14 protein-coding genes are annotated in these 17,714 nt (G+C 35.9%); 8 read left to right on the forward strand and 6 right to left on the reverse strand.

What is annotated here, in order from left to right; all coding sequences use genetic code 11:
• The first annotated feature begins 176 nt into the window (after positions 1-176).
• From guaB to Q5N69_RS02600, 3 genes are all read left to right on the forward strand, one after another.
• Positions 177-1,649, forward strand: coding sequence for an IMP dehydrogenase (gene guaB, locus Q5N69_RS02590; RefSeq protein WP_304367282.1), 1,473 nt, complete (start codon positions 177-179; stop codon positions 1,647-1,649).
• Positions 1,650-2,021: 372 nt separating this feature from the next.
• Positions 2,022-3,599, forward strand: coding sequence for a glutamine-hydrolyzing GMP synthase (guaA, locus tag Q5N69_RS02595; RefSeq protein ID WP_304367283.1), 1,578 nt, complete (start codon positions 2,022-2,024; stop codon positions 3,597-3,599).
• Between the two features lie 392 nt (positions 3,600-3,991).
• Entirely contained in the window at positions 3,992-4,342 is a 351-nt protein-coding gene (locus Q5N69_RS02600; RefSeq protein WP_304367284.1) for a RidA family protein, read from the forward strand.
• A gap of 51 nt (positions 4,343-4,393) precedes the next feature.
• Here the strand turns inward: Q5N69_RS02600 and Q5N69_RS02605 are convergent, their stop codons facing one another.
• Complete coding sequence (locus Q5N69_RS02605) at positions 4,394-4,612, reverse strand: EF-hand domain-containing protein (protein WP_304367285.1); 219 nt, start codon at positions 4,610-4,612, stop codon at positions 4,394-4,396.
• Positions 4,613-5,337: 725 nt separating this feature from the next.
• Between Q5N69_RS02605 and Q5N69_RS02610 the strand changes: the two genes are divergently transcribed.
• Entirely contained in the window at positions 5,338-7,965 is a 2,628-nt protein-coding gene (locus Q5N69_RS02610) for a TonB-dependent siderophore receptor (RefSeq protein ID WP_304367335.1), read from the forward strand.
• A 265-nt stretch (positions 7,966-8,230) separates the two neighbouring features.
• On the opposite strand, the gene Q5N69_RS02615 is transcribed toward Q5N69_RS02610, so the two are convergent.
• Positions 8,231-9,457 (reverse strand): multifunctional CCA addition/repair protein, encoded by a 1,227-nt coding sequence (locus Q5N69_RS02615; RefSeq protein ID WP_304367336.1) that lies wholly within the window; start codon positions 9,455-9,457, stop codon positions 8,231-8,233.
• 139 nt (positions 9,458-9,596) lie between these two features.
• Here Q5N69_RS02615 and Q5N69_RS02620 point away from each other — a divergent pair, with 139 nt between their 5' ends.
• The gene (locus tag Q5N69_RS02620; protein ID WP_304367286.1) at positions 9,597-11,225 is read left to right on the forward strand and encodes an AAA family ATPase; all 1,629 of its coding nucleotides are present in this window, start codon (positions 9,597-9,599) and stop codon (positions 11,223-11,225) included.
• A gap of 56 nt (positions 11,226-11,281) precedes the next feature.
• Here the strand turns inward: Q5N69_RS02620 and Q5N69_RS02625 are convergent, their stop codons facing one another.
• On the reverse strand, positions 11,282-12,520 hold the full coding sequence (locus Q5N69_RS02625; protein WP_304367287.1) for an HD-GYP domain-containing protein: 1,239 nt from the start codon (positions 12,518-12,520) through the stop codon (positions 11,282-11,284).
• A 236-nt stretch (positions 12,521-12,756) separates the two neighbouring features.
• On the opposite strand from Q5N69_RS02625, the gene Q5N69_RS02630 reads away from it, so the two are divergent.
• Genes Q5N69_RS02630 through Q5N69_RS02640 form a run of 3 tightly spaced genes read left to right on the forward strand, consistent with a single transcriptional unit; the run spans position 12,757 to position 14,455 of the window.
• Positions 12,757-13,437 (forward strand): CsgG/HfaB family protein, encoded by a 681-nt coding sequence (locus Q5N69_RS02630; protein ID WP_304367288.1) that lies wholly within the window; start codon positions 12,757-12,759, stop codon positions 13,435-13,437.
• Positions 13,438-13,452: 15 nt separating this feature from the next.
• On the forward strand, positions 13,453-13,815 hold the full coding sequence (locus Q5N69_RS02635; protein WP_304367289.1) for a DUF4810 domain-containing protein: 363 nt from the start codon (positions 13,453-13,455) through the stop codon (positions 13,813-13,815).
• A 1-nt stretch (position 13,816) separates the two neighbouring features.
• Positions 13,817-14,455, forward strand: a complete 639-nt coding sequence (locus Q5N69_RS02640) for a GNA1162 family protein (protein WP_304367290.1) — start codon at positions 13,817-13,819, stop codon at positions 14,453-14,455.
• 87 nt (positions 14,456-14,542) lie between these two features.
• Here Q5N69_RS02640 and leuD read toward each other — a convergent pair whose 3' ends face one another.
• Genes leuD through leuB form a run of 3 tightly spaced genes read right to left on the reverse strand, consistent with a single transcriptional unit; the run spans position 14,543 to position 17,664 of the window.
• Positions 14,543-15,139, reverse strand: a complete 597-nt coding sequence (gene leuD / locus Q5N69_RS02645; protein ID WP_304367291.1) for a 3-isopropylmalate dehydratase small subunit — start codon at positions 15,137-15,139, stop codon at positions 14,543-14,545.
• 9 nt (positions 15,140-15,148) lie between these two features.
• On the reverse strand, positions 15,149-16,567 hold the full coding sequence (gene leuC / locus Q5N69_RS02650; protein ID WP_304367292.1) for a 3-isopropylmalate dehydratase large subunit: 1,419 nt from the start codon (positions 16,565-16,567) through the stop codon (positions 15,149-15,151).
• Between the two features lie 2 nt (positions 16,568-16,569).
• Positions 16,570-17,664, reverse strand: a complete 1,095-nt coding sequence (gene leuB / locus Q5N69_RS02655; protein WP_304367293.1) for a 3-isopropylmalate dehydrogenase — start codon at positions 17,662-17,664, stop codon at positions 16,570-16,572.
• Between the last annotated feature and the right edge of the window lie 50 nt (positions 17,665-17,714).

A 17,714-nucleotide genomic window follows, 5' to 3' on the forward strand; every position in this document is an offset into this window, starting at 1 on the left:
CTTTTCGTTTGATTTTGGTTTTTAAGAGCTGAAAACAACATTATATCGTGGTTAATTATTTTAAAGGTGATTTATTTTGCATTTTACGAAAATTTAAGTTTACCTTAGGTGCGAAAGCGGTTAAAATTCTGCCGCAATATTTACTCCTGATCACCCCTTATTAGTGAGATGTTGCGATGCTAAGAATTGCCCAAGAAGCGTTAACTTTTGACGATGTTCTACTTGTACCTGCCCATTCCAAGGTACTTCCTCATACAGCTGATTTAAAAACTAAATTAACTCGTAAAATAGATCTTAATGTACCCATGATCTCAGCATCTATGGATACAGTTACCGAAGCTCGTTTAGCTATTACGCTTGCTCAAGAAGGCGGAATCGGTTTTATCCATAAAAATATGACAATTAAAGAACAAGCCAAAAATGTTTCTAAAGTTAAGAAATATGAAAGTGGTATTGTTTCTGATCCTGTTACTGTTTCTCCTGATGATACAATTGAAGATGTAATGAAGCTTGCAGACAAGCTAGGGTTCTCTGGTTTTCCTGTTGCTGATGCTGATAACAAGTTAGTGGGTATTATTACTGGTCGTGATTTACGTTTCGAAACTGATTTAACTTTAACTGTTTCTAAATTGATGACGGTTAAAGAAAAACTTGTCACTGTAAAGTCAGGCGCTAAACGTGAAGAGATTCTTGGTTTAATGCATGTGCACCGTATCGAAAAAATTCTTATGGTAGATGACGCCTTTAAACTTGAAGGTTTAATTACAGTTAAAGATTATCAAAAAGCAGAAAGTAAGCCTAATGCTTGTAAAGATGAATTAGGTCGCTTACGTGTGGGGGCTGCAGTTGGTGTTGGTGCAGGTACCGATGAGCGTATTGATGCTTTAGTTGCGGCGGGTGTTGATGTTTTATTAATTGATACTTCTCATGGTCACTCTCAAGGTGTTTTAGATCGTGTAGCTGAAACTCGTAATAAATACCCAGAATTGCAAATCATTGCAGGTAACGTAGCAACAGGTGCTGGTGCTAAAGCATTAGCCGATGTTGGTGTAGATGCAGTTAAAGTAGGTATCGGCCCAGGCTCAATTTGTACTACTCGTATTGTTACTGGTGTTGGTGTTCCACAATTAACAGCTATTTCAAATGCAGTAGAAGCATTAAAAGGTACAGGTATTCCTGTTATTGCTGATGGCGGTATTCGTTTTTCTGGTGACATTGCAAAAGCTCTTGTTGCTGGTGCTCATTGTGTAATGGTGGGTAGCATGTTTGCTGGTACTGAAGAGTCTCCAGGTGAAGTAGAACTATACCAAGGTCGTTATTATAAATCATACCGTGGTATGGGATCTTTAGGCGCAATGAGTCAAAAAGAAGGTTCTAGTGATCGCTACTTCCAAAAATCTGATGGTGAAGCTGATAAATTAGTTCCTGAAGGTATTGAAGGTCGTGTTGCTTATAAAGGTCCTGTTGCTGCAATTATCCATCAACAAATGGGTGGGTTACGTTCATCTATGGGACTAACGGGTTCAAAAGATATTGAAACCATGCGTACTAAACCTGAGTTTATGAAAATAACTTCAGCAGGTATGGGGGAGTCGCACGTACATGATGTGACCATCACGAAAGAAGCTCCAAACTACCGCATGGGCTAATCGAATAGATTATTTCTTTGCTAGTTAAAATAATAACGGCATTAGAAGTACTCACTGACTATTGTCAGCTCTGTGCTTCTGCTTTGTTCTTGTATTAACTATCTTCGAACTAATCCATTCTTAGTTTTTTGATTTACATTTTTGTTGATAACTTTATCAGAAATACTCACTTACATCCGTAAGCTCCGTGTTTCTTCTTCGTTATCAATCAAAACTATTTTTCAAAACATTATTAATCTCTTTGTTAAATAAGAGATAAAAAATTCAAATAGGCTGAGTTGAAATCTTGTAATGAGAAAGCTCAGCCTTTTTACTTAAAATACTCTGCTTTAAATGAACGATCTTTAAAGCCATTAATATGAGAGAAGAACCATGAGTAAAGACATTCATGATCACCGCATACTAATTTTAGATTTTGGATCACAATACACTCAGTTAATCGCACGTCGCGTACGTGAAATTGGTGTTTACTGTGAACTATGGGCTTGGGATGTAACTGAAGAGCAAATTAAAGGTTTTAATCCTACAGGTATTATTCTTGCTGGTGGGCCAGAGAGTGTTACTGAACTAAATTCACCTCGTGCACCTGAATACGTGTTTAGTGCTGGTGTACCTGTTTTAGGCGTATGTTACGGCATGCAAACTATGGCGGAACAATTAGGTGGCGGCGTTCAAAGTTCTGAGCATAAAGAATTTGGTTATGCTTCTGTTGAAGTGATCACTGAATCTGCTTTATTTAAAAATATTGAAGATAGTGTTAACGATGCCGGTAATGCTTTATTAGATGTATGGATGAGCCACGGAGATAAAGTTTCTGCTATTCCAGAAGGTTTTGTATCTGTTGCACAAACACCAAGCTGTACTTATGCAGCAATGGCTAATGAGGAGAAGAAATTTTACGGTGTTCAATTTCATCCAGAAGTAACTCATACCAAACAAGGTTTACGCATTTTAGAGCAATTTGTGCTTGATATTTGTCAGTGTGAAAAGCTTTGGACTGCAGCGTCTATTATTGAAGATGCTATCTCAAAGATGAAAGAACAAATTGGTGACGATGAAGTTATTCTTGGTTTATCTGGTGGTGTTGACTCTTCAGTAGTGGCTATGTTGTTACATAGAGCTATTGGCGATAAGTTAACGTGTGTATTTGTTGATAACGGCTTGTTACGTTTAAACGAAGGCGAGCAAGTGATGGATATGTTTGGTGACCACTTTGGTCTCAACATAATCAAAATTGATGCTGAAGATAGGTTTTTAGATCGTTTAGCGGGTGAAAATGATCCAGAGAAGAAACGTAAGATTATCGGTAATGTGTTTGTTGATGTTTTTGAAGAAGAATCAAATAAATTAGAGAATGCTAAATGGCTTGCACAGGGTACTATTTATCCTGATGTTATCGAATCAGCGGCTTCAGCTACAGGTAAAGCACACGTTATTAAATCTCATCATAACGTAGGTGGATTACCTGATTATATGAAGTTAGGTTTGGTCGAACCGTTACGTGAACTTTTTAAAGATGAAGTACGTAAAATTGGTTTAGAACTCGGTTTACCTTACGACATGCTTTATCGTCATCCATTCCCTGGTCCTGGATTAGGTGTGCGTGTTTTAGGTGAAGTGAAGAAAGAATACTGTGACTTACTACGTCGTGCAGACCATATCTTTATTGAAGAACTACATAAACATGATTTGTATAATAAAGTAAGCCAAGCGTTCACCGTTTTCTTACCTGTACGTTCAGTAGGTGTTATGGGTGATGGACGTAAATATGATTGGGTAGTTAGTTTAAGAGCGGTAGAGACTATCGATTTTATGACAGCAATTTGGGCGCATTTACCTTATGATTTCTTAGGTTTGGTTTCTAATCGTATTATTAACGAGATAGATGGTATTTCTCGTGTGGTTTACGATATATCAGGTAAACCACCAGCGACTATTGAATGGGAGTAGTTTTTTTGTAAGCTTGTTATAACATCCAACTACCGCGTTGGAAGTACTCACCTATAGTCATAGGCTCCGTATTTCCGCCTTGTATTTGAATGTTTTACCAACGCTTTCAATAAAAACTCAGCTAATTAATTAGCGCTTAAACAATACTTAAGCAATAAATTTTAATCAAACCTCATTGTTGAAAAACCTTGGGGTTTTATTTTTTAACACACAAGGAAAGCTAACTAGTTAGAAATTTAGCAAAGCCATTGAATGCTTTATTTATGTTCAGGATGAACGGTATGTCACAGTGGCTTGGATGCCAAAGAGTGACTAGCTTATGACTATAAGTGATGAAATAAAGTATGAAAATAATGCCGATAAAGCTTCTACTAGGACGAGCAAAAATTTTTATGACAATTGAAAGACTAGAAACAAAGCAACGTATGAGTCGTATAGTTAAACATAACGGCACAATTTATTTATGTGGCCAGGTATGTGCTGATGCAACTAAGGGCATTACAGAGCAAACGCAAACTATGTTAGATAAAGTAGATGAGTTATTAATTGCTTCTGGTAGTGACCGTGAACATATTTTGTCTGCAACTATTTATCTGAATAAAATGGATGATTTTCAAGAAATGAATGCCGTATGGGATGCTTGGGTACCTGAAGGGCATGCGCCTGCTAGGGCTTGTGTTGAAGCCGCTATGGCACGTGATGCTTTATTAGTAGAAATAAGCGTGATTGCAGCTGAGAAATAATTTCGTTTTGACGAATGTTACTTATTGGTAGCATTCGTCAAAAAAGACTGCTTATAAAGCGAGCTCTATAACCATCTCTTTAAGTTCACTTTTAGATATAGAATTGTCGTGATTTTTATCAAAACGATGGAAAATCGTTTCACACATTCTAATCCCTTTATCTTGTAATAATACATCGATTAATTCAACGAATTCGCTACGGCTGATGACTCCGTCTTTATCTACGTCAAACACTTCAAATAATTCATCAACCCATTGATTCAATTCCATGAGTATACCTCGGTTATCAATTCTAATTATGTGTGACTTTATCGCTTATCAATCAGTATGTGAATGTTTAATTGTTATTTTTTACTATTTGATATTAAAAAATTCTTTATGAGTTTGTTTTGACATATTTTATTGCATTCTATTTCTAAAAAATAAGTTAAAAAATTACCAGTTTAAAAGTTTATGCTTGTTAAATAAGTAAACTTTTATGATTTAAGGTTCTTGTTTTTGTGGTTTTTTATTCGTGTTAAGTGTTTTTTTATTCACTTTTGTTTTTTGTAAATAAAAAGTAAATTTAATTTAATTTAAAACCTAAATATAAAATCTGGTTAAAAAATAGCTTATTTTTATTATTACTCTATATTTATAGATGAAAGTTTTTGTATCGTAATTTGTAATATTTTTGTTACATTTAAGTACGAAGCTTATACTACTAATTTTTTTTAGGAAATATTTTAACTTATTGTATTTTTGAGGTATTTTGTTTTTGTTGTTTTTATCGGAAAAAATCAATAAAAAAATAATTCTCGAAATAAATTGTATTTAAAATAAGAATATTAATTAAAACAATTATTTTAAGTGCTTGTAATGGGTTATTACGTGTTCTATAAAGAAACCAGCTTATTTAAAGCTATATACATAATATGTATTTTAATTAATTATAAAAATAAATAAAAATTCAAAAATAAAGTTAGTCTTAAAATTTATAAGGGAAAAATATGTCTATAAAATTTCGTAATGCTACATTAGCTATTGCTGTGAGTGTTGCTTTAGGAACTACTGCTAGTGTTTCAGCTGCTGAAAATGGTTCTAATGCTAAAGAAGAGAAAGTGGAACGAATTGCTGTAGTAGGCTCGCGTGCTGCTCCTCGTTCTGTTGCTGACTCGCCAGTACCAATTGATATCATTGGTGGTGATGAATTAGGTAAAAATGCATCAAGCGATATGCTAGATATGCTTCAAGCTACTGTTCCATCATTCTCAGTTCGCCAACAACCTATCTCAGATGCTGCTTCATTTATCCGTCCTGTTAACTTACGTGGCTTATCATCTGATTCAACGTTAATCCTTCTAAACGGTAAACGTCGTCATCGTGCATCTGTAATTGCATTTCAAGGTGGTGGTGTGAATGATGGTGCACAAGGGCCAGATATTTCAGTTATCCCAAGTGTTGCTTTAAAGCAGGTTGAAGTATTACGTGACGGAGCAGCAGCACAATACGGTTCAGATGCTATTGCTGGTGTTATGAATTTTGTATTAAAAGACGCTTCAGATGGAGGTTCAATCTCTGTTCGTCGTGGTGAGTATTACGAAGGTGATGGTGATTCAACTGTTGTCGACGGTAACATTGGCTTACCTTTTACCAAAGACGGTTTTGTTAACTTAAGTTTTCAATATAAGAATGCTGATGCTACTAGTCGTTCAGTTCAACGTCCAGATGCTCAAGCTTTAGCTGATGCAGGCAATACATACATTAATGATCCTGCACAAACTTGGGGTAATCCTGAGATTGATGAAGATATTACTTTATTTGGTAATATGGGATTAGATTTAGGTAATGATAAAGAATTCTACATGTTCGGTAACTATTCAGACCGTACAGCAACTGGTGGTTATTATTACCGTAACCCTCAGAATCGTGGTGGTGTATTTACTGGAGTAAATCCAGCTATTTTAGCCGCAGACCCAACTGCTTACGATGGTATCGATAATCCATTACTTGTAGGCGATTCAACAGGTGATTTATCTGGTAACTGTCCTATTATTGACGCATCTCAAGCTAATGTTTTAAATGATCCTGCATATATTTCTGGAATTCAGAATAATGATGATTGTTGGGCATTTAATGAGTTATTTCCTGGTGGTTACACGCCACAATTCACAGGTGTAATTAATGATACATCATTAACTATGGGAACACGTGGTGAGATTAAAGGCGGCTTCCTAAATGAAACGTTTTATGACATCAGTGGTTCTGTAGGTCGTAACAAGTCAACTTATACATTAGTTGATACTGTTAACCCATCATTAGGTGCATTAAATCTTGATCAGCCTAATAATGCATTTGAAGCTGGTTCTTATACCCAATTAGAAAAATCATTTAATATTGATCTATCTAAAGGTGTAGATATTGGTCTTACTGATCCTGCAAACGTTGCAGCGGGTTTAGAATGGCGTCAAGAGAGCTTTGAAATTACATCTGGTGAGCAAGCTTCTTGGGAACAAGGAGACTTAGCAACTCAAGGTTTTAGTGTTGGTTCTCATGGCTTTGCAGGTTTCTCTCCTGAAGCTCAAGGTATCAATTCGCGTCAAAGTATTGCCGCTTATGTTGATGTAGAAGCTTATTTAACTGATGACTTCTTGCTAGGTGCAGCGTTACGTTATGAAGACTTCTCTTCTTTTGGTGATACGCTTAACTATAAGCTTTCAGCACAATATACGCTTAATGATGAATTATCATTCCGTGCTTCACATAGTACAGGTTTTAGAGCGCCAACTGTTGGTCAAGCTAATGTTGTAAATACACAAACTTCATTGGTTAGTGGAGAGTTAATTCAATCAGCTACTTATCCGCCAACTCACCCAGTTTCTGTTGCATTAGGTGGTGTTGAGTTAGAACCAGAAGAGTCAAAAAGTTTTGCTGTAGGTCTTGTTTATCAAAGTGGTGATTTCTTCATGACTGTTGATGCTTATAACATTGAAGTTACAGATCGTGTTGCTCAGACGGATAAAATATTTGTTACTCAAGCACATGTTGATGCTCTACAAGGTTTGTATGCTAGCCCTGAATTATTATTAGGTGGTTCTGTTACTTTCTTTGCTAATGATTTTGATACTAAAACTCAAGGTGTTGATGTTGTCGCTAACTACGCAATGGAATTAATGGGTGGCGACACTAAATTAAGCCTTGCTTATAACTATAATTCAACAGATGTTGAAGATGCCGGTGAATATACGTCAGGCTTTAAAATACGTCGTCTAGAAGAGGGTATTCCTGAGCATACTGGCACACTAACGTTATCTCAAAACTGGGAAGATATTAGTATGTTCTTACGTGCTAACTATTATGGCGAGTGGTTTGCAACGCATGCTGATGAACCAGATGAGTTTAGCTCGTACGGTTGGTCAGAAACTGTTGGTTCTTCTGTTACTTTTGATGCTCAAGTTAGTTATTTCGTAAATGACAGCTGGACATTATCTGCAGGCGCTAACAACATATTTGATAAAGATGCGCAAGAATTACAAAAAACTGATGGTGCTGCTTTTGGTGCTGTAAGTGGTGTGTACTATGAAAGTGGTCCTTATGATTATAACGGTGGCTATTACTACGTAAAAGCAACTTATAACTTTTAAGTTATAGTTTTATATACAAAAAACCACATCAATTGATGTGGTTTTTTATTCTCTTTCATCAGGTTTTCTGTGTAAAAAGTTTAATAGATAAGATCTGAAGCATTACTAATGCATATGAATTTCACCAAACTTAAAGGTATCATTCATATTAACGTGTAAATTGTGTTGATTAATACTTGAACTCTTTGTATAAAAAATTATGTAAGTAGGGGACTTAAGAAAGTGTTATTTCAAGTAATTAACTTAGATAGAGTCTATACTTGCTTTAACTAAAGCTTTCTTTCACTAATTTAATCTCATCTAACCTTTCTTTTTCAATAGCTTCTTTAATAGCTAAACCTTTTAATCCTTGTTCTACAAATGCTTTAGCTGTTACTTTTTGTGCTGCTTGTAAACATGCATGTAAAAAATCAGCTTGAGGGTATTCTTTATCTTCAAAACCTGTTCGACCACGCATGTCTGCTGTACAAGCTAAAATGAAATCATTAAATTCTTCAGGCTTTCTCCACACATCTAACGCATTAAATACTCTTAAGATAGTGCTAGGTTTTAGTTCGAAGGCTTTATGACAATGTAGGTGGTATTCACATACTTTAAGTGCTAACACTTGATATGAATTAGGTATCTTTAGGCGTTTACATAGAGCTTTTACTAGCGGTAATCCTGATTTCTCATGGCCTCGATGACTAGGCCATTCTTCTTCAGGTGTAATGCCTTTACCTAGGTCATGGCATAGTGCAGCAAACCTTACCTCAGCTTTATTTGATAATTTACCCGCTTGCTGCAATACCATCATGGTATGAATACCTGAGCATATTTCAGGATGCCACTTTGCAGGGTTAGGTATACCCCATAGGGTTTCTATTTCGGGTAAAAGAACCGACAATGCTCCACAAGATTTAAGTGTTTCAAAGAACACTTCAGGGTGCTCTTCAAGTAAACTTTTATTGAGTTCAATAAAGACACGTTCACTACTTAGTGATTGCAGTTCGTTACTTTGAGATATCTGCGTCATCAAAGCTAAAGTTTCTTCAGCAATGGTAAAGCCGTAGCTGTGGTAACGGGCTGCAAATCTTGCAACTCTCAGGACTCGTAATGGATCTTCAACAAAAGCATCAGACACATGACGAAATATTCTGTTTTTTAGATCTTCTTGGCCATTGTAAGGATCAATTATTTCGCCATTGGGTTTTAAAGCCATGGCGTTAATGGTTAAATCTCGTCTGAGTAGATCATCTTCTATAGTAACAAACTCAGAAGCATCACAGGTAAAACCAGTATATCCAGTATCAATTTTTCTCTCGGTGCGAGCTAAGGCATATTCGTCTTTGGTTTTGGGATGTAGAAAAACAGGAAAATCTTTACCGACTTGTGTGAAACCTAAGGATAGCATTTGTTTAACAGTTGAACCCACCACAACATAATCGTGATCGTAACTATTTCTGTTAAGTAGTTTATCTCTAACTGCACCACCAACAAGGTAACTGGTGATTTGTGATTCTGGGTCTGACATTTAGCTTCCGATAAGAATAAGTTTATTACGCGTTAAGTTTACCATAAATGAAATAGTGTTTTGACATATGCTGAGCTAAAGGTTAGCTTCTTTATGTGAATTTTTTTGATGTTAATTTATGTATACAACTTATTTTGGTTTAAAAGAAAAACCTTTTTCAATTGCCCCTAATCCTCAGTATTTATTTATGAGCGATCGTCACCGTGAAGCACTTGCTCATTTAACTTATGGTTTGGGCGATGCAGGCGGTTTTGTTTTACTTACAGGTGAAGTTGGAACTGGAAAAACAACGGTTAGCCGGTGTTTGATGGAGCGCTTACCTGAAAATACTCAAGCGGCTTTTATTCTTAACCCTACTTTATCAAGCCACGAATTGCTGGCGACTATTTGTGATGAACTCAAAATTCGTTATCGGAAAACCGGTGCTACATTAAAAACACTAACAGATAAGATCCAAGATAAATTATTAAAGAATCATAAAGCAGATATTAATACCTTATTGATCATTGATGAAGCTCAACATTTAAAGCCAGAGGTTTTAGAGCAGTTAAGGCTATTAACAAATTTAGAAACTAATACTAAAAAGCTATTACAAGTTATTCTTATTGGGCAGCCAGAATTACAAACGTTATTAAAAAGAAGAGATCTGCGCCAACTAGCTCAACGGATAACCGCTAGATACCACTTATTACCGTTAAATAAACAAGAAGTCACTCAATATATAAAACATCGTTTGTCTATCGCTGAAGGGGTGAGGGCGTTGTTTTCTGCATCTGCGATGAATGCTATTTATAATATTTGTGGCGGTATTCCCCGATTAATTAATTTAGTGTGTGAACGTGCACTTATTAATGCTTACAACAGTAATATTGCGGTTGTAGATAAAAAAACTGTTTTGTTATCGGCTAAAGAAGCTTTGGGTGAAGATCATCAGATAACACCTTGGTGGCAATTTAGAATAGTTAAAATTATTTTTATTCTCTTAATCATGATTGGGTTTTCAGTCGGTGCTTATTTTGCTGGTTCATACTTTTCTGATAATAAAAAAGATGATGTTTTAGGTGAAAAAGTAGAAACGACTGAGTCAGATGTTAGTGGTGATGGATTAAAGCTGTCAGGAACAAGCCTAGAAGACCTAAAAGATGTTAAGGCACAAACAACTAATAGTGATAATTCGGAACAAGCTTTAAATGAAGCTTTAGAGCCAAAACCAGAATTAGATAGTACTCCAACAGATGTTGTCGCTTCAGCCGTTAAAGAAGAAGTTACGCCAAGTGTTAAAGAGTCTACTGTATTTAAAGATGATAAATCTTCTGAAAGCGTCAACAATATAGTTAGTTCCCCTGTTATTGAAGAAACAAAAGAATTAAATAAAGAGCTGGAACTTACCAAAGTTGAGGGTGTTTCTGATGAACTATTAGAGCAGTTTAAAAAAGCACTTAGCCATAATGATAATCAAAATACATTGAATAGCAGTACTTACCGTAATAATACAGAAAAGAATTCTGTCCAAATTGAGCCCATTGAAAATATGCCTTCTTGGGTGCAAGATGGTATTCCACCATTACAGTTTGAACAACATATTTACGCTAGTGATAGACAAGGTTGGGTTAAAGTAAATGGAAGAGATAGATATGAAGGTGATACTATTTCTCGACAATTAATCTTGGTGGAAATTTTACCTCAAAAAGTAGTACTTAACTTTAGAGGTGAGAAGTTTACTATGAGAGCTTTATCTAGTTGGTAAACTTCTACAAAAAGCGCAGGATTATCTGCGCTTTCAGGTATATTCAAAGCTTTCTGTTATTCTAGAAATGCACTTTTAAAGAATTTCGTAAAGTCTAAATTAAACTCTTCAGGTTTAACGCATGACTCTATTTGATCGTTATACTTAGGCTTACTTAAATCAATCTCTTCCATTGAGATCACCTGATTCAAACGAGTGTTATAAAATACTCGAACAAAAGGTTGTAGTGGTTTGTTTTTATTGAGTTTGCTAATTAAGCCTACCTTTCCACTATTTAATTTTACTAGCGTACCGATAGGATAAAGACCTAAGCATTGGATAAACTGCTCTACTAACTTTTTGTCAAAAGCACTTGGTGACTCGCTGATCAGTATTTTAAAGGCTTTGATAGGGTGCATACCTGCTTTATAAACTCTTTCTGCTGTCATAGCATCATAACAATCAGCTATGGCTATCATGCGGCTGTATTGAGATATTTGTCCTGCGGTTAATCCGTAAGGGTAGCCTTTTCCATCTAAGCGTTCATGATGTTCTTTTACTACCATCATTGATGTTTCAGGAATGTTAGGTGTATCTTCAAGTATTTTTACACCTAACATGACATGTGTTTTCATTATTGTGTATTCTTCGTCGGTAAACTTTCCTGGCTTTTGCAGCACTTTATCAGGTATTAGTGTTTTACCAATATCATGCAAGAAAGCACCTAAAGCTAAATCTTCCATTGTTTTTCGTTCTATTTTCATATGTTTGCAAAATATGGTCATTAAAATAGAAACGTTTAGCGAATGCTCTACTAAGTAATCATCTTTTACTCTTAAACGCGACATACACGAAAGAGCATCTTGATTACGGAAAATTGAGTCGACAATAGCATCTGTACTTTCCTGTACAGACTCCAAATCAATTGCTTTATCTTGAGTTATATCGTGCAATATCTTCTTTTGCAGAACTTTTGCATTATTGTAAAGCTGTTCGGCTTTTTTCATTTCGCTATCTAAAGAGGCTGTGGAAGTTATTTCTTCAGCTTCTTGAGTTGCAGAGTCTGAAGAAGGCAGAGTGTTTTTTTCTTTTTCTTCACTTTGTTTAGTTCTTGTTGGATCGATATCGACAAACGTCACATTCGACTTTTTAAGTTGTTGGATGCTTGCCGTTTTTAATATATAACCTTCAGATTTTATATTTACTGATTTATTTTTAGTATAAATAGATAAAACATACATACCTACTCTTAATTCTGATAGAGATATCTTTTGTGTTTTTACAATTTTAGACTCTGAAGCTGTTGAATTCGACATGAAGTTCCTAAGAAATAATGTAGAGTTTTTTATTGGAATTATTAAGTGACTCTCAATAAAAGTAGTCCTTTTTTATAGATCTGTAAATGTTTAATTGGTTTATTAATAAAGCAGGTTAACAATTTTTAATTTTTTGTTATCACTAAGTTAAACTTTGGGTGATGAACAATTAATTGCCTGTTAATTGATACTTTCTTAATAGATAATAAAGGGAAATTTATTTAAGGAAAAATATTATGAAGTTATTAGGTATCAATAAATCTTGGGTATGTTTAAGCGTTTTAGTGATGACTCTTATGGGGTGTACGACTCAATCACACAGAAAAATAGAAATAGAACCAGTACAAGCTGTTAATCAAATCTATACCGGTGTTAAGTCTACTCTGGTTATTGGTCAATTTAATAATCGCTCTAATTACATGCAGGGATTGTTTTCTAGCAATACTGATAAATTAGGTAATCAATCAAAGACTATTTTAATGGCTCTGTTACAACAAACTAATCGTTTTAAAGTTGTTGACCGAGATAACTTAGCTCGTATGAAAGAAGAAGCCAAATTATTGGGTGTTGAGCAAAATATTAAAGGTGCTCGATATACGATTAGCGGCGATGTTACAGAATTTGGACGTAAAGCTGTGGGCGATAGTCAGTTGTTTGGTATTTTAGGTCGAGGAAAGAGCCAAATCGCTTATGCTAAAGTTACTCTAAATGTTATTGATGTTTTAACTTCTGAAGTAGTTTACTCAACTCAAGGTGCTGGCGAATATTCTTTAAGTGAGCGTCAAGTTGTAGGTTTTGGTTCTACTGCAGGTTACGATGCAACGTTAAATGGCAAAGTTCTTGATTTTGCAATAAAAGAAACCGTAAATAATTTAACGCGCGATATTGATTCTGGCGTTTTAGTTTTATCTGAATAACCGTTTAGGATCACTATGAATAACTATTTAATAGCCAGTATTGCTGTACTGGTTTTAGCTGGATGCGCTAATAATAAATCAATGTACTACTGGGGGGAATATGAAAACTTAATCTATAAAAGTTATCGTACTCCTGGTGAGGCAACTCCTGATATTCAGGTTATAAAATTAGAGGAAGATATTGAAAAAGCTAAAGCTAAAGGAAAAAAAATTCCGCCGGGTATCTATTCTCATCTCGGGATGATGTACGCAGCAACAGGGAATCATTCTTTAGCTTTGGAAGCACTAGAAATGGAAAAAACATTATTTCCTGAATCTAGTGTTTTGATTGATGGAATGATCAGTCGTTCTTTACAGTCTCCTAAGGAAGGTGAGTGATATGATGTCTTATTTTAAATTTTATCCTCTGGCTTTTCTCTTCATAGCTGGTTGTGCAACAGTTCAGCCTTATAACTACGAAGCGTTAATTAATGAAGCGCCACGTTCAATTTTAGTTATTCCACCGGTTAATAATTCTGTTGATGTGAATGCCTCTTATACTTACTTATCTACAGTTACCCAACCCTTAGCTGAGAAAGGGTACTATGTCTTTCCTGTTAGTGTTATTGATAATTTCTTAAAAGAAAATGGCTTGCCAACTCCTGCAGAAATGAACAATATCCCATTAGATAAAATACATGAACATATTGGTGCTGATGCTGTGTTATATGTAGTTATTGAAAATTGGGGGCAAGAGTATCAAGTGCTTTCTTCTGTAACGGTGGTTCAAGGGTATGCGAAGTTAGTCTCCGTTAAAACGGGAGAATTACTTTGGGATGCGCCAATTGTAGCTCAACAAAGTTCTAATAATGGTAATCAGGGATTAATTGGTGCTTTAGTGACTGCAGCTATTACCCAAATTGCAGGTAATGTAACTGATTACAGTCCAGCTGTATCTCGACTAGCTAATAATGTAGCTTTTAATTCAGCTAAAAGAGGCTTGCTTAACGGTCCTTATAAATTAAAGACTGAGAAGTAACTCTAGTTGAAAAGCTGTTACAAAAAAGCCGTGATATTTTACATATCACGGCTTTTTATTTTTAGATATTTAATTCAGATTCAGACTTCATGCCCAGCTTGGACGCTTAGACTCAAAATCTTCAATCATATCTATTTTATTCAATGTCCAACCAACACTATCTACACCTTCAGCTAAACAATATTTATGAAATGTATTCATCTGAAAGTTAAAAGTTAAGTCACCACATGAAACACTTTGGCTAGGTAAATCAACTGTGATATTTATGTCGTTAGCTTCAGCTGCTTCGAATAATTGTTGCACTTCTTCATCAGTCAATTTAACCGGTACAATACCAATATTAATGCAGTTACCGTAGAATATATCAGCAAAACTTGGTGCGATAATTACATCAAAACCAAACTCTTGTAATGCCCATGGAGCATGTTCACGACTTGAACCACAACCAAAGTTTTCGCGTGTTAATAAAACACTCGCACCTTTATATTTTGGATAATTTAAAACAAAGTCTGGGTTTTCTTGTGTGCCATTATTATCTAAGTAGCGCCAGTCATTAAATAAATGCTGACCAAAACCTACACGTTCTGTTTTTTGTAAAAACTGTTTAGGGATGATTTGGTCTGTATCAACGTTAGCCATATCTAACGGAGCAACTAAACCTGTATGAGATGTAAATTTTTCCATTACTTGCTCCTATTTATTGTTAGCATTAAGGTCTACAAAGCGACCTTCAATTGCGGCAGCAGCTGCAACTTCTGGACTGACTAAATGAGTACGGCTATCACGACCTTGACGGCCTTCAAAGTTACGGTTTGATGTAGAAGCACAACGATCACCAGGCTCTAAACGGTCATCATTCATACCTAAACACATAGAACAACCAGGTAGACGCCATTCAAAACCAGCATCGATAAATATTTGTGATAAACCTTCTTCTTCAGCTTGAGCTTTTACACGATAAGAACCCGGTACAACAATAGCATCAACAGTATCTAATACTTTCATACCTTGCTTGGTATAGTCGCTTACAATACTAGCAGCGGCACGTAAGTCTTCAATTCGTGAGTTAGTACAAGAACCAATAAAAACTTTATTAACCGTAACATCAGTTAATTTAGTACCAGCAGTTAATCCCATATATTTTAAAGCTTTAACACATGAGTCTTTTTCAACAGGGTCTGTAAAATCGTCTGGAGATGGAACAACTGAATCGATAGAAGTTACTTGGCCTGGCGTTGTACCCCAAGTCATTTGTGATTTAATATCTTCACCTTTTAAGGTTAATACATGATCAAAACTTGCACCGTCGTCAGTTTTTAATGTTTTCCAGTAGGCTACAGCAGCATCCCAGTCGTCTAACTTAGGTGCATATTCTTTATGCTGTAAGTAATCAAAAGTTGTTTGGTCAGGAGCAATAAGACCAGCTTTAGCTCCAAATTCAATACTCATGTTACAAATAGTCATACGTTCTTCCATGGTTAATGCTTCAATAGCATCACCACAGTATTCAACAACATAACCTGTTGCACCAGCCGAACCTGTTTTTCCGATAATTGCTAAAATAATATCTTTAGCGCTAATCCCTTTACCTACTTTACCTGTTACTTCAATTTTCATGCTTTTTGCACGACTTTGACGTAGTGTTTGAGTAGCTAATACATGTTCTACTTCTGAAGTACCAATACCAAAAGCTAATGCGCCAAATGCACCATGTGTTGCCGTATGAGAATCACCACATACAATAATTTGACCAGGTTGAGTAATACCCAGCTCAGGCCCCATTACATGAACAATACCTTGGTTCTTATGACCCATGCCAAAAAGCTTGATACCAAATTCTTTACAGTTTTCTTCTAAAGTACGTAACTGGTTAGCAGCACCAGGACCTGCAGCATCAATATCAGCTTTACGTGTTGATATGTTGTGATCCATTGTTGCTATTGTTTGTTGTGGACGACGAACCACACGGTTATGAAACTTTAAGTTAGCAAACGCTTGTGGAGTAGTAACTTCATGAATTAAATGACGATCTACGTATAAAAGTGGTGTTTCACCTTCTTTGCTCTCAACTAAATGTTGAAAATATAATTTTTCGTATAAAGTAGTTGCCATGATTACTGCTCCTTAATGTTTGCGCAGATGATGTCACCCATTTCTGCTGTGTTTTTAGCTTTAACTGTACTGTCTGGCGTTAATAAGTCACCAGTTAAGTGACCATCATCTAATGCTTTTGAAACTGCTTTTTCGATAGCATCTGCCGCTTCACTTTGGTTAAGGCTATGACGTAGCATTAATGCTGCAGAAAGAATTTGTGCTATAGGGTTAGCGATACCTTTACCTGCGATATCTGGAGCACTTCCGCCTGCTGGCTCATACATACCAAAACCATCTTGATTTAAACTTGCTGAAGGTAATAAGCCCATAGAACCAGTGATCATGGCACAGATGTCTGACAAAATATCACCAAATAGGTTTGAACAAAGCATAACGTCAAATTGAGCTGGATTTCTCACCAACTGCATTGCCGCGTTATCAACGTACATGTGCTCTAGTTCAACTTCTGGGTATTCTTTTGCTATATCTGTAACAACTTCACGCCATAGCACTGAAGCTTGTAATACATTAGCTTTGTCGATAGAGGTTACTTTGTTGCCACGCTTTTGAGCAGCTTGAAAAGCAAGATGAGCGATGCGACGTATTTCTTTACGAGAATACACCATAGTATCGTAACCATATTCATCTTCACTACCTGGCTCTCCTTCACGACCTTTAGGTTCGCCGAAGTAGATGCCACCTGTTAATTCGCGCATTACTAAAATATCAAAGCCTGTACCAGAAATATCAGCACGTAATGGTGAAAGATGAGAAATAGCAGAAATTAAGCTAGCAGGACGAATATTACCAAACAAGCTGAAGTGGCCACGTAAGCCTAATAAAGATGCACGTTCTGGCTGTTCAGCTGGTGGTAGGCTTGTCCATTTAGGGCCACCTACAGAGCCAAATAAAATAGCATCAGCTTGTTCACACCCTTCAATAGTACTTTGTGGGAGTGCTTGACCGTCATTATCAATGGCATAACCACCAACATTGTAATCATTTAAGGTAAGGTCGAAATTAAATTTTTCAGCAACGGTTGCTAATACTTTTTTTGCTTCAACCATTACTTCTGGTCCGATACCGTCACCAGCTAATACTGCTATCTTAGACATTTTTTATCTTCTCTCTTAAGTGTTACTTAACTTTGAACCTAGCCAACATT

It is taken from the genome of Pseudocolwellia sp. AS88, assembly GCF_030551755.1.
Classification (GTDB): Bacteria; Pseudomonadota; Gammaproteobacteria; order Enterobacterales; family Alteromonadaceae; genus Pseudocolwellia.